The organism is Carboxylicivirga litoralis, assembly GCF_025499605.1.
GTDB lineage: Bacteria > Bacteroidota > Bacteroidia > Bacteroidales > Marinilabiliaceae > Carboxylicivirga > Carboxylicivirga litoralis.
In genome coordinates, this window is sequence record NZ_JAFMVC010000006.1 from 26,149 (window position 1) to 46,398 (window position 20,250).

The following is a 20,250-nucleotide window of genomic DNA, read 5'->3' on the forward strand; positions in this document are numbered from 1 at the left end:
TAAATTAGAAAACATTGCCATCAATTGTATTGTAAGCCCTTAGTGTAAGCGATTATATTCTTACTCAAAGGGTTTGTTATGACTATAATTTGCAATTAAATATGAGGATCAAAGCACTAAGGAGGCGATTAATATGCGAAACATGAACAGTTGCATATCGAATTCTGCATCGTGCTTTAAGGTAATGATATCCGGCGCTCAAGTTTGAGCGCCGGATAAATGTATTATTACGTTATCTTAAATAACGAAAGGACTCACCCTCCAAATACAATGTACTATGAAATAGTGAGCTCGTCATTAAGATTAATCGTAGCTACATGTATAAGACTTGATATATGTAGAACTAAGGTATTCATATTCCCAGGTAATGAGGGTTATACGTCCCTGTTCATCAACAGTGTAAGTAAATTCCCTGTCAATTTCACCGGCTGCATCTTTGAGCTCTAGCGCCAGGTAATTATTAGTACATAGTATTTTTACTGCTTCTTCAAATATTGAACCACCCTTAAGTTCTACACATGCAGGCAAGCCAGGTATGTAAGCCGGCGTATAAACAGGCGCAAATGTATCGAAGTAAGCACGATCTGCAGGATCAGCTGAAACCTCAGGTCCATCAAAGAATTCTTCTATACCTACATATTCACCAATACCAAATGGATCAATGTAACGCAAGTCATTAACCATATAAGAGGATGATTCAGAGAAATACGATACCATTTGGTTTAATTCGTTGTAGCTGAAATTGGATGCCTCTAAGGTTATATCATCCGCCTGAACATCACCTGGTGTGGCATTTATATCTTCCCAATATTCAATCTTATCAAGCATTGTTGTCCCGTCTACATACGTTAACACCCGTTTATCATCATAACGACCGAATTTAACCGTATCAACCATGTTTTGAGCATTGTATGTCAAGACCATTGCATCGAGAGGATCATTCCACTCTCTTCTGAACGTACTGTATGTTTGATAACCTATACTATCAATCTGTGCGTCGCCATTGGCGAAAAACAAAATGCGGTAAGGAGTTGAACGATAGCTATCACTATAAGTAACCATCGATGGAATTTGTCTTTCATCGCTTCCTTTGGTAAGGGTGATAGTTGAGGTATAACTCAATGGCTCACGTGTAATTACCTCGCCACTGGCCGTTGTATACTCAAACCCTTTATCCATCACCTCTATCTCCACGCTGTATTCACGATTCTCTTCCAAGGTACCAACAATCACCTGCTGCTTCAGCTTATACTCATATACTGCAGTATCGGCAGGTATCGTAATGGTTTCCACTTCGTTCCCTTCATATCGCACACTGATGGTTTCAATTGGCGCAAGACCTGTTGTCACCAATGCCTTTGCCAGGTATGCAGGTAAAGACACAGCAACATTTTCGCCACCTACCACTTGTATTGTGGGCGTTGATTTCTTATTAACAATCAGCGTTAAGCCCTTGTTAATACTACGTTCGTAATTATCAACCGCTCTGATTATGTAGTTCAGAGTAGTGTCTTTTTCAAATGGTGTCAGATCAATATCATACTCGAACAAGCATTTAGTTTGTCCATTATATTCATCTACCTGCTCAATTAAACTGTAATCATTACCGTTCAGCACCTGAATTTTATCAATGCCATTGGGCACACTCATTTGAAACTCCACATGATATGTATCTATCGTATCACGTCTTAGTTCAACCCTCTTATCAGAAATTTCGAAACCAGGATCCGGAAACTCAGGATCCTCCTGACAGGCAACCAACGCAACTAATCCTAATAAAATGGTAGCCCCTATTGTATATAATTTATTTTTAAACATACGCTCTTGCTTTAATTATTCGTTAAGAAACTGTTCAAGTTCAGGATTAAAGGACACCAGGTCGATTCCCCAATCAATAAGTGTATTAGCTGTTAACTTCAAACTTGTTTGCACATTATCAGGATAAGCGCTCAGCTCATCATAAGTACGATAAAGCACTTGGTTGGTATAGCTACGAATAAACTCTGCTTTGTCCTCAAGGAATAAATCATCGTTATCATTGATGTCAACATTAATATAGTCATGGTAGTAAACTACTTTTAATGCTTTTATCCAATTCCCATCAGCATCACGCTTCCAGCCGTAAGCGTCATCTGGTCCGGCAAGTATATAATCCCCGTTTTCATCCACAGGATAAGTTGACTCCGTGTAAGTTTTAAAACTGAAATTATAAAACCCTTCAGCGTCTACAAAACCTTTTGACAGGAACCAAGACAATGGAACTTTGCCATTTGGTGTTAATTCGGTCCAGTCTTCTTGATCTTCTCCATAATCATCTATATACGCATCCATGATAGGCGTATTAAAATATGGCTCACTGTACTTATAAATTTCGTCATTAAACTCCTCATACAAGTCGTTTTGAACATACAGCTTACATAGGAACAAATAGAAATTGTCTTTGATATAATTATCAGCCCCAAGCTCCAGGTTGTCCTGGTTTACATTAAATACCATGGCCTGAGTATTGAATACTGAATGAAAGTTGTTGGCATCTTTATAACCTGGCACTCCGTAATCACCTTCGGTCCAATAATGACTCGACGATGCATCCCCACTTAAACTAGCACTAATCAACATTTTATGAGGCATCATACCGGCAATGGTACTACCTGGTGTGATGTAATCAAAAATGGTTGTATCCAGAAAAACCAAACCTTTTTCTACATAATCCATATAGGCTTCAATATTCTCGCTCGGTAAATTACCTTCTTCATCCAGAAACAAGGTACTTATTTGAGGAAAAGAAAGATCGAGCCAAACATTATTAGCACTCTGACTACTAGCCTGATAAATAAAATCAAGTGTATCCTGATATTCAAATAAGACAGCAGTATTATAGGTCTCATACCATTCTTCAATTAATGGTTGTGAACCATATTCACTCTGTTGATCCATCATAACCTCCACCCTGTTCTCATCGAGCAATGAAGGCGTCAAACTATCTTCCTCCTCACAGGCTGAAACCAGGAGTCCGATTAAAGCAGTGTATATAATTAATTTTTTCATCTCTTTAAATTTTACTTTCATTTGTCAGATGTAACGCTCATGTCAATTCAAATCGTTCACTTGCGTATAAGCTCTTATCTTAAATTTTCAGGCTCGTTTCATCTGATTTAATTTTGTATTTAGTCATGACTAAACGCTGAGAATTAGATTCTGCATTTAAACAAAGGTCATCTTAAATATTTATCTCCGTATCGATCTCCGGGAACTTAGCATAACGCTCTACATTACGAATAATCAAATTGTTTTCTCGTTCCTCTAAAGGCAATGGAAGCGTGTAATTAGGATCGTCGCTGAACAAAGTATATGTTTCAGTTTGCAGCAATACGCCTGTTTCATCAATCACCGAATAAACGTGTGTAATTTCCGGACGCTCATCCATACGACGCAAGTCGAACCAACGGTGATGTTCTTCAAAACAAAGCTCTTTTCTTCTTTCATCCAATACAAATGACAATACTTCACTATCGTTTTCCGGGTAAACGATGCTGCTCGTATTACTATAACGGTACGAATGCAGTGTTTGAATATCGGCCAGAGCAAGTGCTGCGCTGTTAGATTGCGCATAGGCTTCGGCTCTGTTTAAGAAGGCCTCAGCCACGCGGAAGTGAGCCCAGCCCATACCAGTAAACGTGGTGTTGTACTTATTTGTCCAGATGTATTGTTCATTTGTTTCAGCTGTCAGTTTTGCAAAAAACATTTCTTTGCGTCGATCGGCATCATCAAAGCTATCGTATAACTCATCTGTTACAGCAAAATATTTGGCTGAATTGGTACCCCAACCTGAGATATTTGCTGTTTGAAAAGAATACAGTATTTCATTGTTATCAGCAACAACGAACGGAGTATTAGGATCCATCACTGTTAAGCCATAATTCTCAATCACCTTATCGGCATATGCAATGGCTTCATTCCATTTTTCCTGGTACAACTTAACCCTCGACATCAACAAATTACAAGCGGCTATGTTTGGATGCCATTTGGTTTTGGTTAAGCCACTTTCATCAATTAATTTCATGGCCTCTTCGATATCAGCTTCAATTTGAGCATAACACTCATTTACTGAGTTACGACGGTAAGTTGTTTCAACACCTGTATCCAATCGCAATGGCACACCTAAATCTGAGTCCGATGAAGCGTTATAAGGAACACCGTATAAATTTAGAAGGTTAAAATATGAATAAGCACGAATAAAATAAGCTTCGCCTTTTACATAGTTTACCTCTTCGATGTCTCCTGTAGCATCTTCAATTAGTTCAATCACATAATTGGCAATGGCAATGTCCTCATAAATAGTTTCCCAAGCTTTATTGGCACTGGATAAAATATCACCTTCCTCATTAATTTCTAGCTCTTGCTGCCAGGTATAAAAAGTCTTCCATCCCTTCTTTTTAGTATCGAAGGCATCAGCCCCATCACGTTCGGCAAGATCATCCGTCATGTAATTGGCATATCGATATATGGTCGATGATGAATAATTAAACTCTTTTAATAACAGTGCTGCAAAATGGTCTGTTGTTTCAGGTATGATTTTATCCTGATCGACTTCGTCCAGAAAGTCGTTACACCCTATCAGGGGTAGTAAAACAAATGCAATATATAATAATTTCTTCATGATAATCAGCTCTTAAAAACTCAAATTTAAACTCAAACTATAGGTCGGTAAACTTGGCATTCCAATTGAATTGACCTGTTCTGGATCCTGTCCCTTTAGTTTTTTATCGAAAGCCCATACAGCCACATTACTTGCCTGTACTCCCACAGTCATATTTTTAATACCAGCTTTATCAATTAAGTTTTTCGGCATATTATATGATAGTGTAAGCGAAGTAAGTCGTATATGATCCCCTTTTACAACACGGGCATCACTCATATCATACATGTACCATCCATTGTTATTACCACTAGGTAGAACATAATCGTAGAATTCTACTTCAGATGATGGATACCCTAAATTGTCTGACGAAAGACTTGGTATATCGGTATATTGCTCGTCTCCGGCTTGTCTCCAACGATTATTAAAAGCACTACTCATATTTTCGTAAGAGAAAGGTACGTTTTGAGAACCATTGTATAGTTTTAATAAGCGTGTTTTATAACCCAGCTTATAGTTAAAGTGCGCTGATAATCTCAAATTACGATATCTAATTTGCGTTCCAAAAGAACCATAATAAAGCGGCACTCTGCTACCCTCATATACCAACATTGCTTCTAATTGCTCTTCCGGCGTATCATACTCATCTTTTAAGCCCACAAATGTTGGCAAGCCTTCCTCATCCAGTCCATCAAACTGGTAGGAGAAAAATCCATTGGTCGGGAAACCTGTTCGATAGATTGAACCTCTTAAGTAATCGGACGCTGTTAAACCATCACTGCTGGCTCCATCCTCAAAACCTTCTAAGACTCTATCTTTGTCGTAAGAGAAGTTAAAGTTAGTACTCCACCCAAAGTCTTTGCGTTTAATATTAACCGTACGAATTGAGAATTCATAACTGCTAACATCTTTAGCTCCAATATTGTATTCTTGAGTTGAACTACCGTTAACCAGCGAAACTCCTTTTTGCTGTATCAGATCCGTACTTTTTGAGTAGGCATAATCAAACGCACCACTAATACGACCTTTAAACATACTGTAGTTCAGCCCCAGGTTAACTGTTTCTGTTTTTTCCCAGCGTAAATTGGCGTTTGGAAATGAAGACAGATCAGCTGTAAATTCAGTACCATAAATACTTGCCAGCTCGCGGTTATAATTACTAATAATCAGGTAAGGAGTGGTATTGGGCATTGTTCCTCTTACACCATAAGAAGCACGAAAAGCCAATTCGTCCACTTTACCCCCGTTATTCCAAAATCTTTCATTATGAATATTCCAACGTCCTGATACCGACCAGGTAGGCTTAAATTTATAACGCTCATGCTGTCCAAAAGTGTTAGAACCATCGCTACGAACATTAAAATTAACAATGTAACGGTTGTCATAAACATAGTTAAAAATACCAAAGACAGACAAAGTGTTTGACAAACGATCAGTAATGTTTGGATAAACTGATTGCCCCTTGCTGGTTAACCAGTTAATCATGTTATCATAGTAATAATCACCAAAATTGTATTGTATACCATTATCAGTCGATTCATATCCAGGACTATCTAGTGTGATAAATCCTCGCCCGTAATAATGGTCATAACCAGGAACCGTAAACCCCTGGGCACCCCAATACTGATTAGAACGTACTTCGTGTCCAAGGTTAACATTAAACACATGCTTATCTTGAAGAACTTTATTGTAATTCAACTGACTACGGAGGTTATAAGCGTTTGAGCTCACCATTCCCCCTGTATACAATCCGCCAAAGGGTACCGATGCATACATATCAACAGTGTTTTCAACCATATCTTCAAAGGCATCATAAGTACGCAGGTTAGCTATGTAAAATGTATTCTCTGTAATCCACTCTTCGGTCAGGTTAGTCGTATTACGGTAGGATGCCAAAGCAGTAAAGCGGAAATTATCTAAAAATTTCCAATTCAGGTTGGCTGAAATTGTAAAATCCTTATTGGTAATATTACGCTCCGAGTTTTCCATCTCGTTAAGAACATTGTAATTACCATAAGAAATACCAGCACTAGAGGCATTTAACTTTTTGCTTACATAGAAAAGCTCTCCGTCTTCATCATAAACAGGTGTTGTCCGGCTAGTGTAATAGGCCTCGTCAAAAGCGCTAACGGATGAATGGTTATACGTTGCTTCTTGAACAGAACCACTCACTTTAAATGAAACAAGCAGATTTTCGCGTAAGTCAAGGTCTAACTTACTCATGGCTGTAATCCTTTGAAGATCGACTCCTTTTTCTGTTCCCTGCTGATCGTCATATCCTACTGAAAAGTAATAACGACTTCTTTTACTACCGCCAGATGCACTCACCGAGTGTTTTTGTGTGATGGCCGTTTGATATAATTCACCAAACCAATCGGCATTTAAGGTCTCCAGGTACGAAACCTGATCCTGGAATTGGTTATAGGAGTAGGTTCCATCCCATAAATTCATCAGTGCGCCTTCATAACCCAGGCGATCAATATTTTTCTCAGTACCAATCGTACCAATGTTACGCTGATACATTTCGCGTGAAACGTCAATGCGCTCTTTGGAATTCATCAACTCAAAGTCAGAATACTGTGGAGCCCTTACAACACTAAGCCCTCCTGAATAGGTAAATACCGGTTCACTATCTGTACCTCGCTTGGTGGTAATGACAATAACACCATTGGCAGCTCGTGTTCCATAAATAGCTGTTGCTGAAGCATCCTTTAAGATGTCAATTTTGGCAATATCTGATGGATTTACACCTGTTAGAGCATTACCAATCAGATTAATGTTATCAAAGCTGTTAATATCATCGGCCGAAAGTGGTACAGGATCTTCATAAATTACCCCATCAATCACCCATAAAGGACTTTGGTTTCCAGTAAAAGTACTACCACCACGCACACGCACTTTGGCTGCAGCACCAGGCGTAGAACTTAAATTGGTAATCATCAGACCTGTTGCTTTACCTTCCAACATGCGGTCAACACTCAAAGAACCAAGAATTTCCAGATCATCAGCCTCAACCGATGCAATGGAAGATGTTAACTCTCGTTTATCAATAACCTGATAACCGGTTACAACCACATCACCCAACTCTTGTACATCTGCAATCATCTGCACCTGCAATGTTGTTTGTCCTTGCACTTCTACTTCCTGTGTTTTAAACCCAATAAAAGAGAAGACCAATACCTTTACCTGATCGGGTGTTTTCAATTCAAAACGACCGTTTATATCGGTGATTGTTCCCAACACACCATTCTTCACCATTACATTAACACCAGGTAATGTTTCTCCTGACTCGTCGGTAACAACACCACTAATAACAATGGATTGATTTTGCTGACTTTCATTATCTTGCTCTGCTTGTTCCACAGGACGGATAATGATATAATCATCAATTATCTCAAAGGTAATTTGCGTATTTTCCGTTGCAACCTTCAGCAAATCTTCTAATTCAAAATCTTTAGACTCAAGTACAATTTGGTCCTGAAGATTTAATTCGCGATTACTCAAAAGGGTAGCAATACCTGTTTGAGCTTCTATCTCTTCGAATAACTTCTCGTAGGTAATTTTGCTTTGCTTAATTACCACTTTTTGAGCTACACTAGAGGCAGAAACCTGCAACATTACAGCAAATAGTAAGATAAAACTAATCCGCATAATCATCACCAATTTGCGTGGCATACAAAGCTTGTACAAAAGCGAATGCCACTTCTGATTTTTTTCCATAAATTTGTAATTAACGTTTAATACTATGGGTTAGGTTTATCAGGCGCTAACCCATTCAATTAAATTACTCAACCAAAGAATGTTAACGGCATTCTTTGGTTTTATTTTAATTCTTTTATCAATACCGTTCTATCATCAACTACAATAGAAACGTTGGTTGTTTTTTCAATTAAACTCATAAAATAACTAAAGTCAATATCTTTTCTCACTCTGCCAGTAAAATGGATATTACCAACTGAACTGTTAGCAAAGAAGAACTCTACATCGTACCAGCGCGATAATTTCTTCGATAATTCCCTTAGTGGCATATCGTTAAATTTAAGAACACCGCTTGTCCAGCCGGTATAAAGTTCTGTTTCAACCTGGCTTACTTCAACACTTAAATTACCTTTATTTAACTCAGCTTGCTCACCGGGCTTTAAAATTAAGTTTTCATCTCCTGCCTCTAAGCCAATTTTCCCATCAACTAAAGTAATTTGCTGTACTTTATCATTGTCATAACTCATCACATTAAATGAGGTTCCATAAACTTGAACGGTTGAGTTAATCGTATTTACTTTAAATGGTTTTTGGGGATTATGTGCTACTTCAAAATAACCTTCTCCAGTTAAGTATACCTCACGGGTATCACCCACAAAATTCACCGGGAAACGCAACTCTGAGCCAGAGTTTAACCACACCTTTGAACCGTCGCTTAATTCGAGTTGATATTCGCCACCATAAGGTGTTTTAATCGTATGAAAAATTTCCTCCGCAACACTCACATTTTTATAAATCAATTTATTCTCTGAATCTTCACCTACAATTGAGCCATGTTCCTCAATCTCAACGGTATTATTCTCTTGTAGGTTAACTATGCGACCATCACTTAATTCAACGGTTGCTTTTTGGCTTAATGGAGCGATTGCTTCTACGACTTTGGTGTCATTCTGGTTAAAATCGGATATCATCCAAACAGAGAGTGCCAGAAGTAAAGGAAGCGCAATAGCTGCGGCATATTTTAGCACCATCGGCGCCAATCTTCTTGTTGTTGGCTTTGGCTTCAATATTCTTTCAAAAGCTTCATTAACATCAATAGCATCATAAACACTAAATGAAGCTTTTATTCGGGTAGGATCAATAACACTTTGGTACAACTTCTCATTAGACAAATCTTTCTGACGCCAAAGATTTAACTTCTTTAATTCTTCTTCTGAAGCATCACCAATTATTTGTTTATAAATAAGCTCTTGTATATTAATTTCTTCTTTCATGGTTGTGTTGTTGTATAAGATACACACCATCCTTTAGTTTTAAGGTGACAAGATTTTGAACTTTTTTAAAAGATTTTTCACTAATCCTTAAGATAGGCAAATTCGCTAACCTTTAAGATTATTATAACCTTAAATTGTCATTTTTTCTGTGGTATTAAATATTTATCTAATTTTATCACGTCATGCTAAGTATCACTGAGGAACAAATTGGCCTAATATCGAAAGGTAACGAACAGGTTTTTAAAAAGGTCTTTGAAGCTTACTACCCTAAATTGGTTGGCATCGCTATGAAGTACATTAAAGATCTGCCTGTTGCTGAAGATATTGTTTCGGATGTATTTCGTAAAATCTGGGAAAAGAAGAAATATATTTCCGAAGTTGGTTCGTTTGAATCCTTCATGCACACATCGGTTCGCAATGCTGTTTTTAATCACATAAGAAATTCTAAACGAAAAGATGAGCACCATCAAGTTATTCAAAAAGAATTGTTAATGTATAACTTTGATGAAATTGTAATTGAAGAAAACGTACATCAACACCTTTATAACGCCATAAAGCAATTGCCAACAAAAGGACGGCGAGTTTTTGAGTTAAGTGTACTTCATGGACTTAAAGAATCTGAAATTGCAGAAGATTTAGGCATTTCGATCAATACTGTTAAAACGCACAAAAAAAGAGCTCTTAAAGATTTAAGGCAACGACTGGGTAAGTATTATATTTTTTTATTCTTCTATTTATAACCAGCCTTTTTCAGACTCTCCTATATGTCGGCAAGCTTATCTCCAATTTGTTTGACTAAATTTAATAGCACCGTATTTTGTATGGTTTTGATAGATGTCTTAATAAATATCAGGAGCTAATCGAACTTGTTTTTAACGCATATGATGAATAAGCCAATCTAAACAGTAGATTCTTATCTCAACCGCCCTCCAGCATTCCAGCCCAATTTAGTTTTTCTTCTTAAAACCAAACAACCACTTTAATAGTTTTGGCTCAGCAAAAGCAGCATCCCAGCTGTTATGATTGGCATCAGGATAAAGGGTGTATCTGGTTTTAGAGTTACAGGACTTCAGTTGCTCAAATACCAGTCTTGAATATCGCGCTGGAACTACATCATCCTTACCACCATGAAAGAACCAGATTGGCACCTGACAAAAAGTAGAAGCCAACTGCGGATCGTGACCACCACAAATAGAAATGGCAGCCGTATATTTTTGTGGCCATCGGGCCAGAAACTCCAAAGTGCCAATACCTCCCATCGACAAACCCATCACATAAGTGTGACGCTGATCAACTGACGCATGCAACTGTAAACTATCTATCAGACTGTTTACCATTTCTGCCGGCTTTGTTGGCTCCTCAGGCAATGGAAATTCATATATCCAATCACCTTCCGGGGTTTTCTCTTTTAAACGATGGGTCCACATAATGTTATTGGGGCATTGCGGAAAAACGACAATGGCCGGATACTTCTTTTGAATCTTCTTGTTCAAGAATAGGCTTGCCCCATGCGTCAATTGTTTTTGATTATCATTTCCACGCTCACCGGCTCCATGTAAAAACAGCACCAAGGGATAGTGCTTGTTAGGTTTCATATTCTCCGGGTATAAAATCCGATAATTTAAAGTGTCATTACCTTGAATAAAAACCCTCTTTTCAAAAGCTAAATAACCCTGGCCAGAAACAGGGTCAACAGTAATTAAACAGGCTATTAATAACAAGTTTAATTTTATTATTGTCTTCATCTTCATCTATTTATTGTATGAATACTTTAACACCTCACTTTGTAAATATCCGGCACGTGCGGCTACGACCCTACACCATAATTTGCATGATTAGCAAAGAAATAGCAATCTTCCACAATGTAGTTTTCTGTATCACTATCGTATTTTTTCAACTTTAATTCCTGATAAGACAGCCTGACCGGCCTTATTTTCAAATCCGATAACCAAACCATTTTGCACTTTGGCCTCAAAGCTTATCGCAACCGCATGAGCAGCTCCGAAATCGCGAGCCATGTTAAGGTTGTAAAGTACCATGTGGCCGTTAACCAACACATCAAAGATGCGTAAGTCGGCTGCAAGCTCATCTGTTTCATCCGTTAAATTATAAATCAAAGAACTAGACGCTTTAAGATTGGGTTCTGTGAGTAATAGTGTTACCCGATAGCTTCCGTCAGCCACATCAAAGCGATATTCCGACAAGCCCTCCTGCATGGTTTGAAACAACGGATCATTATCAGTTCCTGTAATGTTAATCGCTGTTCCCTGGAACTTCTGCTTATTACGCTGGTAAACGGTGCCACCTACATGCCCCCATTCTCCTTTGGTATAGGACTGATCATGTACCCATATTTCTTTTGTAAGCGGATCGTAATAATCACAATGCGATCCAACATTGACACATACGGCCTGTTTGTCTATTAATTGATTCAAACTTGAACGCGAATAAACATCTAAATTATACTGATCCGAAACCGCTCCGGCCTTTGCTTTCAAAATATGATGCCCAATTGGCAGTGTTAGTTGAAACTCAGTTATACCATCCTTTACCGCTTGATTGAGTATCTGGGAATCATCTACTAGCAACTCAACATTTGGCTGGTTAGAAAACACATGAAGTAGCAATTGCCCATTTCCATCCGAATCAGCATCGCAAAAATACTGCCCTGGGTTATGACGCTCCATATAAACAAAAGGTGTTTCAAGTAACAGAGCCTGGTAATAGTGATATACGTTTTTGTCCGTGCGATCGAAATTCAGCAATCCTTTTTGATTAATACGAGGTCGCGTATCCTGTCGCCCGGCAGAGCCAAAATCAGCAAAGTTCCAGGCTGTCATACCAGCCACAAATGGTCGTTCCATCACCTGGCGATAATAACTTTGGTGGCTTTTTAACTGATAAGCCTCACTATAATCCCAAGGCTTGGGGTTTTCAGTATGGATGCGTGTATCAGCCCCCGGCCCATACTCGGTGATAAGTATTGGCCGCTTAGGATAGCGTTTGTGTTCCTTATCCAGAAAAGCCCCTAAATCATCAAGCGTAGCATCATACCAACCAAAATAAAGGTTCCACCCAATCACATCCGGAATATCAGCTATACCCGTTGTATTGTAAACCTGATTATTATGCAAGGCCATGGCAGTAAGGCGATCCGGATCGAGTCGGCGAGTCTCATCGTCCAGTTGTTGTGCCAATTCCACTGTTGTAGCTATAATCTGTTCTTTATCGTCATCGGTGAGCTTTCGATTAAACACCATGCGCAGAAATATCTCATTCATATAGCCCCACATCACCACCGAAGGATGATTGAAAAATTGCATGATATGCTCACGTTGCATTTGCAGACAATTATTGGTGAAAGTCGTGCTATTGGTGATTTCATTAATTATTGGAATCTCCGACCAGGCCAGCAAACCCAATTCATCGCACAGGCGATAAACATCAGGATCATGGGGATAATGTGCAATTCGGACAAAATTACTACCCATTTCTTTTATCAGCTCATAATCTTTTCGGTGCAAAGCATTGGGTAAGGCATTACCGAGGACGGGATAGTCCTGGTGGCGGTTTACGCCGATGAGTTTTAAAGGCTTTCCGTTAAGAAAGAAACCTTCTTCTGCATCGATGGAAAACCAACGGCACCCAAATGATGATGACATTTCATCAAGTTGTTGGCCTGTTTTCTTATCTGTTACTGTAAGTTCTGCTTTGTACAAATGCGGATGTTCAGGTGACCATAGTGCAGGATTTTGGATGAAATCGCTGAAACGGATGCTGTTTTGACTCCCGGCTGAAAGCTTTCTTTCCTGGCTTAAGGTCTTCAGTATCTCACCTTGGGGATTAAAAATATTAAGCTTAATTTGGACGCCACGTTTACTTTTGCTGCCATTAACAAGCACACTTTCAACCTGGAACTCAGCTTTATCGGCTGTCACCTCAGGCGTTTGAATTAAAAAATTACCGGCTGCTTCACTTGCCAAATCAAAGTGAACTGAGTTGCTAACTATCAGGCTGACATCGCGATAGACACCACCGTAAAAATTAAAATCGGCTTCCAATGGCGGAATATCCGGATTGTGCCGGTTATCCACTTCAATCATCAGCTCATTGTCTTCACCTGTGCGGATATAATCGCTTAGTTCAAAAACAAATCCGGTGTATCCTCCATGATGCTCTCCCACCAACTGTTTATTAAGCCACAGCCGTGTTGATTGATTGGCTCCTTCAAACCGGATGAACAAACGTTTATTCTGCCATTCATTCGGAATAAACAGCTCTTTCTCATAGGTACCTTTTCCGCGATAATAATGCCCTTTATCCGTGAAAGCATCTTGTGCATTCCAGGTATGCGGAAGATTTACTGTTTCTGACATGGACGGTTCACAATCCAAAGTAAATTGCCAGGAAGAATTAATTGTAAATTCTTGGCGTTGGGCATATACCGATCCATCCAAAAGCGCAAAAAGCAACAGCCCTAAAAAACTTACTATCCGCTTTGTTCCGAATGATTTCTTTCGCATAATAATATTGGTATTACAAGGTAAAACTGGCTCACAATAACAGGTATTACCGGGTATAACGATCACTTTATTGTGTGACTTTTATACCCGGTAATAACGAATGACAATGTGCGATCACCTCACTTTGGGTGATTATTATTTTATGATGCCTCTCTCTTTATATTTTTGAATATAATGTTGATCGAGTTCTTTTGAATCTTTATACTTCACTCTAAGTTCGCTTAGTTTTAGAGTAAGTTCATCTACTATATCTTTATAAGCCGGGTCGTTATAAACATTATTCAACTCCATCGGATCATTCTTCCTGTCATATAATTCCCACTCATCCACATCGTAGTAGAAATGTGCTAATTTATAATCTGTTGTAACAATGCCATAGTGGCGTTTCACCATATGAAATCCCGGATACTCGTAATAATGGTAATACACAGCATCCCTATCCCACGAGGCTTCATCGCCCGTTAACAGGGGCATCAGGCTTTCTCCCTGCATATCGTCAGGAGCCTTAATGCCGGCCGCATCCAAAAAGGTCTGAGCAAAATCCAGGTTCTGCACCATTTCATCGGATTTGGATCCGGCATTGATCTGAGCCGGCCAACGAACCAACAACGGTGTTTTAAACGACTCATCATAAATAAAACGCTTGTCGAACCACCCATGTTCCCCTAAATAGAATCCCTGGTCTGAGGTATAAACAACAATGGTGTTTTCACCTAAACCATTTTGATCTAAATAGTCCAAAACGCGGCCTACATTTTCATCGACAGAAGCAATGCAACCAAGATAATCCTGCATATAACGCTGGTATTTCCATCGCATAAAATCTTCGTCAGTCATTGAAGGATAACGCTTTTTAAAGTCTTCGTTAATCGGACCGTAAACCTTATCCCACTCCGCTTTTTGCTCTTCTGTAAATCGCGAATATTTACTTTTAAATACATGAAAGCCCCATTGCGAAGGTTCTTCGACGCCTAATTCTTTAGCCACCTCGGGATAAATTTTGTTATCGGCAGAAACCGTCATATGCTTCAGAAGATTCATTTCTGCTTCTTTCGCTGCGCTTCCGCGTCCCTGATAATCATCGAATAGCGTTGCCGGCTCAGGAAAGGTTTTTTGAGTAAATTCCTTATAATGGCGCGGTGCCGGCAACCATTCCCTGTGTGGCGCTTTATGAAGGTACATCAACATAAAGGGCTTGTCCTGGTCTCGGTCTTTTTTCAGCCAATCAAGTGTTAAATCAGTGATCACATCGGTTACATAACCCATGATGGTTGTATCGCCTTCATTGGTGATAAAATCGGGATTATAGTAATCACCCTGATCGGGCAAGATCATAAACTTATCAAAACCCTTGGGACTGTTGCCAAAATGTAACTTACCAAACATGGCCGTCTGATAACCCGCTTGATGAAACAATTGCGGGAAGGTCACATTGGTCGTATCAAACGGAAAGTTATTGTCAAATTTTCCATGTAAATGCGTGTGCTTACCGGTCAGAATTGTCGCTCTTGACGGAGCACAAATAGAATTGGTAACACAGGCATTGGTGAAGAGCATCCCTTCATCGGCAATCTGATCAATACGTGGTGTTTCAATTAATTTATCACTGTAGGCACTGATAGCCTGATAAGCATGATCATCACTCATGATAAAAACAATATTGGGGCGTTTTGATGCGTCCTGTTTTGTACATGAGTGAAATACGCTACTTGCAATGAAAAGCCCAAAGATCAATAAAGGGCTAAACCAAACTTTCGATTGCTTCAATTTCAAGTTGCTGTTTTCTGATGCTGTCATATTATATTTTTTCGTATGCAATAATTGAATAAGCGGATTCCCCACCTGTTTCGTTACTCAACTTTCACGACACTCGATTTTTGCGAAATACCATTTTCATTAAATGCTTCAATCGTGAAGTAATAGGGGGTATCTCTGTCGAGACACCGCATCAATAGTTCATTCACATCATATACCATCCATGATTGATATAATTTGTCTGGCGCAATACCCCAACGAATATTATAGCCCTGTGCGCCTTTCACCTCATTCCAGGTAAAAGTGGCGTCCCTTCGGTCACTGTCACGTTTAATGGTGAAACCTTTAACTTTTGCCGTTTTTTTACCTGAGCCCAAACCAAATACCCGGAACTCCGACATCGCAAAGTTGGCACCTGGTACTTTCACGTTGTTGTAGCGTACATACTTTGCCTTAACAGGTTTGTTTAATACGATATATGCATTGGGAGCATCTTTATAACTATTACTTCGATCGACTGCTGTTTGCCAGTTGACACCATCTTCCGACACCTCAATGGTAAAGCGGTGACGCAATCCTTCGGTACGTGTATAAATGCCCGACTCATGATCATGAAAGTTCAATTGGAAAGCATAAATTTTACCCGGCTTCAGCATCTCAACTTGTACCCACTGCCGGTCGTCATTGGCTTTGGCCACCCAATAGGTTTTGGGATTTTCGTCCGTTAAAACCTTCGAAATAATGGCATTATCTGCGTTTTTTTCGAGCGGTAATTCTGTTACACTTACCTCATCATCATTGGAAGTAAATTTCATGATTTGTGTTAGAGATGATGACACCGTCACATTTCCTTTATAGGAAAGCAACATCCAGCCACAATGCTGGCCTGCTTTGGTGGGGTGACTGGGACCGAAACGTGGGTAATCACCATATTCAGTAATGGAATACATCAATCCTTCATCGTCAAAAGAGGTAGGAAACATACATAAACGACGCTCCCATTGTGCGTTAGACGCCAATGCCATGGTGGCAAAATGCCAGTATTGTCCATTGGTTTGTTTAACAGTAATGCCATGTCCGGCACCGTTGGTGAATCCACCCGGCTTAGAGCACATAGGGTTACTTTTCATATAGGTAAATGGCCCAAGCGGTGTATCGCCCACATAAACGCCATCGGCATACACGTTAAACTGTGTACCCGGCGCTGCGTACTGCAAATAATATTTACCGTTGTGCTTGGTCATGGAGGCTCCCTCCATATAACCTTCTTTCAAGGTTGGATGAAAATTATTCTCGCCAAAGCGTTCCCAGCCATGCTCTTCTTCAACCAGATTAATCAATTCCTTTTTCACACCTGTTTCCAGGAAACGATCATCTTTGTTCAGCATTTTTACACGGATCGGATGTACATTCGATGATCCCCAATATAAATAGGTTTTGCCATCGTCATCAATAAATAATTCCGAATCCTGGATGTTATTACTGATAGATGCCGTTGGCGTCCATTTACCACTTTTCGGGTCATCGGTGTAAAGGATGCTGCCGTAACCAGCCGGATCACCTGCAAAATAAAGCAATGAATCTTTATAGTTAAAAGCTGTTGGCGCATTGCAACCTTCAAAAAACCATTGTGCCGGTTTAATAAAGTCCCAGTTTACCAAATCCTTCGAATGCCAATAGCCAAAGGAACGCGTGACAAACATGTAATATTCACCTCGAAATTCAACCACGGCAGGATCGGCACCTGAACGATAAGATTTATTTTTGCTGGAGTTATAGACCATATAAGTGTAGTCTATATCTAAGGGATTACAGTAAGTTTCCGGTATTATTTCCTGCGCCGAAACACTTGTGACCAGTAACAGAGCCACAGATGCGAATATGTAATGTAAATGCTTCATACTAATAATTATAAAAAGTGTTTTTACCAGCTAATGCTTAATGATCTTACATCATTGGAATTAAAAAATATTCTATCAATCATGTTTTGTGATAGTTGAACGAGAAAAAGGATAAAATTCTTCTCCTCAATCCAGTAATGTAAATTCCAGATGATTCGATTCATCAGATGAGCTCGTAGCTATCCACACTTCAAAATCACCACTTTCTGCAAGCCAATTCATATCTATATCATACATGCTTAGCAGGTCTTCATCAATAGTGAATTCAACGGTTTTTGTTTCTCCTTTTTCCAGATGTATCTTTTTGAAGCCTTTCAATTCTTTTACCGGACGAGTTACTGAACCTACTTTATCATGAATGTAAAGCTGAACCACTTCTTCTCCGGCCACTTCTCCTGTATTCGTCACATCTGCTGAAACAATAACATTGCCTCCTCGAGCCATTTCTACTGAACTAATAGTCGGATTTGAATATTCAAATGTTGTGTAACTTAGACCATAACCAAATGGGAATAAAGGTGAATTTGGACTATCAATGTAGGATGATTTATAATCTTTTGGGCTATTCTCATCAAAAGGACGTCCGGTATTTTTAGTATTGTAAAAAATAGGAATCTGACCAACATTTCTTGGGAATGTTAATACTAACTTTGCCGAAGGATTGTAGTCGCCAGCCAATACATCGGCAACGGCTAATCCTGACATGGTTCCCGGGTACCACGCTTCCACAATCACATCAACATTCTCGGATTCCCACGATAAATCTAAGGGACGACCATTAAATAAAACCAAAACTATAGGTTTCCCTGTTTTTTTCAGTTCTTTCAACAGTTCACGCTGATTGCCTGGTAAGGTAATATCCGTTCGGCAAGCAGCTTCGCCTGACCAATGAAACTTCTCACCCATGGCAACAAGGATAATGTCACTCTTTTTAGCTAAACCGACTGCATTCGCAAATCCGCTTTTGTCCGGTATTTGTGTTTCTGAGATATGTCTGGTTGCATTATCGATGGCAGGTAAGGTAGTTCCTTGTGCATACGTAAATTTAACAGCTGAATTGGCGTATTTCTCTCTCAAACCTTCCATCAGCGTAACCGATTTATTTCTATCTCCTTTTATGGCCCATTCTCCGTTCAAGCTTTCACGTTCTTCTACAAAAGGTCCAATCAGGGCAACCCGCTTGACAATATCTTTCTTCAAAGGAAGAATATTATTGTCATTCTTTAGTAAAACGATTGAACGCTGAGCGCCTTCTCTGGCAGCCTTCAGGTGATCGGGATGCATCACGACTTCTTTCTGACGTTCGGCATTGCAATATCGATAAGGATCGTCAAACAAGCCCAATAAAAACTTCATTTCCAGGATGCGCGCTACGGCAACATCAATCTGCTTTTCAGACACCTTGCCCTCTTTAACCAACTCTTTCAGATAGGTCACAAAACCTTCGCTGATCATATCCATATCAATACCAGCATCAATTGAAAGTTTAGCGGCTTGCTTCAAGTTGGCGGCATATCCGTGGTCAATCATTTCTGTAATTGCTGTATAATCAGTCACCACCATTCCGCCAAAACCCCAGGCATCGCGCAAGATATCTGTGAAAATATATTTATTACCAGTACAGGGCACTCCGTTCAGGTCGTTAAAAGCCGTCATAAAAGAAGCGACACCCTCATCAACAGTAGCTTTAAAGGGAGGTAAATATGTCTCGTAAAGCGTGCGGTTTGAGATGTCCACACTATGGTAATCTCTTCCGGCCTGGGCGGCACCATAGGCCACAAAATGTTTTGTACAAGCCATCAGGGTATTAGGCTTTGCAAAATCCTTATAGGAGTTGATGCCCTGGAAGCCTCTCACACGGGCTCGAGCCACCAATGAACCATAATACACATCTTCACCGGCTCCTTCCATAACGCGTCCCCAGCGAGGATCACGGGCAATATCAACCATTGGTGCAAAGTTCCAGGCGATACCTGAAGCCGTTGCTTCCTCAGCCGCAATACGTGCACTCTTTTCCATTAAATCCAAATCCCACGAACAAGCTTCGGCCAATGGTATAGGAAACGTCGTTTCCAATCCGTGAATAACATCGGCGGCAAATAAAATAGGAATTTTTAGGCGCGAATACTTAAGGTTCTGCTCCTGAAGCATTCGTATATGATCAGCACCAAAAGTATTAAAGGTACTGCCTATCATGCCTTTTTTCAGATATTCGCCCGATTTGTTATCGTTTACTTCGCCTGTAGCAGCGAAATTACCAGAATACTGATTCATCTGGCCAATTTTCTCGTCAAGGGTCATTAGCCTCAATACAGAATCTACTTTGTGCTCAATGTCAGGATCTCCGCTATAGCTTTTCCATTGGGTCACTTTATTGGTATGTGAACCGTTAGTACAGGCCATAAGACTTACTAACAGACCTATTACAATTAAAAAATGTGACTTACTCATGATATTAG

At 39.6% G+C, this 20,250-nt stretch carries 11 protein-coding genes; 1 reads left to right on the forward strand and 10 read right to left on the reverse strand.

Annotated features, from left to right (window positions below; all coding sequences use genetic code 11):
• Positions 1 to 303: 303 nt before the first annotated feature.
• The 5 genes from J1N10_RS07695 to J1N10_RS07715 all read right to left on the reverse strand — a co-directional run bounded on the left by J1N10_RS07695 (position 304) and on the right by J1N10_RS07715 (position 9,612).
• A complete protein-coding gene (locus tag J1N10_RS07695) occupies positions 304 to 1,818 on the reverse strand; it encodes a hypothetical protein (protein ID WP_262326112.1) in 1,515 nt (504 codons plus the stop codon).
• 15 nt (positions 1,819 to 1,833) lie between these two features.
• On the reverse strand, positions 1,834 to 3,048 hold the full coding sequence (locus J1N10_RS07700) for a hypothetical protein (RefSeq protein WP_262326113.1): 1,215 nt from the start codon (positions 3,046 to 3,048) through the stop codon (positions 1,834 to 1,836).
• Between the two features lie 172 nt (positions 3,049 to 3,220).
• On the reverse strand, positions 3,221 to 4,660 hold the full coding sequence (locus J1N10_RS07705; protein ID WP_262326114.1) for a RagB/SusD family nutrient uptake outer membrane protein: 1,440 nt from the start codon (positions 4,658 to 4,660) through the stop codon (positions 3,221 to 3,223).
• Positions 4,661 to 4,672: 12 nt separating this feature from the next.
• On the reverse strand, positions 4,673 to 8,359 hold the full coding sequence (locus J1N10_RS07710; RefSeq protein ID WP_262326115.1) for a SusC/RagA family TonB-linked outer membrane protein: 3,687 nt from the start codon (positions 8,357 to 8,359) through the stop codon (positions 4,673 to 4,675).
• A 101-nt stretch (positions 8,360 to 8,460) separates the two neighbouring features.
• Positions 8,461 to 9,612, reverse strand: a complete 1,152-nt coding sequence (locus tag J1N10_RS07715; protein WP_262326116.1) for a FecR family protein — start codon at positions 9,610 to 9,612, stop codon at positions 8,461 to 8,463.
• 182 nt (positions 9,613 to 9,794) lie between these two features.
• Here J1N10_RS07715 and J1N10_RS07720 point away from each other — a divergent pair, with 182 nt between their 5' ends.
• The gene (locus tag J1N10_RS07720; RefSeq protein WP_262326117.1) at positions 9,795 to 10,352 is read left to right on the forward strand and encodes an RNA polymerase sigma-70 factor; all 558 of its coding nucleotides are present in this window, start codon (positions 9,795 to 9,797) and stop codon (positions 10,350 to 10,352) included.
• A 207-nt stretch (positions 10,353 to 10,559) separates the two neighbouring features.
• On the opposite strand, the gene J1N10_RS07725 is transcribed toward J1N10_RS07720, so the two are convergent.
• From J1N10_RS07725 to bglX, 5 genes are all read right to left on the reverse strand, one after another.
• Entirely contained in the window at positions 10,560 to 11,357 is a 798-nt protein-coding gene (locus J1N10_RS07725) for a carboxylesterase family protein (RefSeq protein ID WP_262326118.1), read from the reverse strand.
• Between the two features lie 135 nt (positions 11,358 to 11,492).
• The gene (locus tag J1N10_RS07730; protein ID WP_262326119.1) at positions 11,493 to 14,135 is read right to left on the reverse strand and encodes a glycoside hydrolase family 2 TIM barrel-domain containing protein; all 2,643 of its coding nucleotides are present in this window, start codon (positions 14,133 to 14,135) and stop codon (positions 11,493 to 11,495) included.
• A gap of 135 nt (positions 14,136 to 14,270) precedes the next feature.
• Entirely contained in the window at positions 14,271 to 15,932 is a 1,662-nt protein-coding gene (locus J1N10_RS07735) for a sulfatase family protein (RefSeq protein WP_262326120.1), read from the reverse strand.
• Positions 15,933 to 15,985: 53 nt separating this feature from the next.
• Positions 15,986 to 17,791, reverse strand: coding sequence for a family 43 glycosylhydrolase (locus J1N10_RS07740; RefSeq protein WP_262326121.1), 1,806 nt, complete (start codon positions 17,789 to 17,791; stop codon positions 15,986 to 15,988).
• A gap of 126 nt (positions 17,792 to 17,917) precedes the next feature.
• The gene (gene bglX / locus J1N10_RS07745; RefSeq protein ID WP_262326122.1) at positions 17,918 to 20,242 is read right to left on the reverse strand and encodes a beta-glucosidase BglX; all 2,325 of its coding nucleotides are present in this window, start codon (positions 20,240 to 20,242) and stop codon (positions 17,918 to 17,920) included.
• Between the last annotated feature and the right edge of the window lie 8 nt (positions 20,243 to 20,250).

Excerpts from the sequence above, each read along its gene's own strand:
- J1N10_RS07695 (WP_262326112.1), bottom strand. The coding sequence starts at position 1,818 with ATGTTTAAAAATAAATTATATACAATAGGGGCTACCATTTTATTAGGA.
- J1N10_RS07700 (WP_262326113.1), bottom strand. The coding sequence starts at position 3,048 with ATGAAAAAATTAATTATATACACTGCTTTAATCGGACTCCTGGTTTCA.
- J1N10_RS07705 (WP_262326114.1), bottom strand. The coding sequence starts at position 4,660 with ATGAAGAAATTATTATATATTGCATTTGTTTTACTACCCCTGATAGGG.
- J1N10_RS07710 (WP_262326115.1), bottom strand. The coding sequence starts at position 8,359 with ATGGAAAAAAATCAGAAGTGGCATTCGCTTTTGTACAAGCTTTGTATG.
- J1N10_RS07715 (WP_262326116.1), bottom strand. The coding sequence starts at position 9,612 with ATGAAAGAAGAAATTAATATACAAGAGCTTATTTATAAACAAATAATT.
- J1N10_RS07720 (WP_262326117.1), top strand. The coding sequence starts at position 9,795 with ATGCTAAGTATCACTGAGGAACAAATTGGCCTAATATCGAAAGGTAAC.
- J1N10_RS07725 (WP_262326118.1), bottom strand. The coding sequence starts at position 11,357 with ATGAAGACAATAATAAAATTAAACTTGTTATTAATAGCCTGTTTAATT.
- J1N10_RS07730 (WP_262326119.1), bottom strand. The coding sequence starts at position 14,135 with ATGCGAAAGAAATCATTCGGAACAAAGCGGATAGTAAGTTTTTTAGGG.
- J1N10_RS07735 (WP_262326120.1), bottom strand. The coding sequence starts at position 15,932 with ATGACAGCATCAGAAAACAGCAACTTGAAATTGAAGCAATCGAAAGTT.
- J1N10_RS07740 (WP_262326121.1), bottom strand. The coding sequence starts at position 17,791 with ATGAAGCATTTACATTACATATTCGCATCTGTGGCTCTGTTACTGGTC.
- bglX (WP_262326122.1), bottom strand. The coding sequence starts at position 20,242 with ATGAGTAAGTCACATTTTTTAATTGTAATAGGTCTGTTAGTAAGTCTT.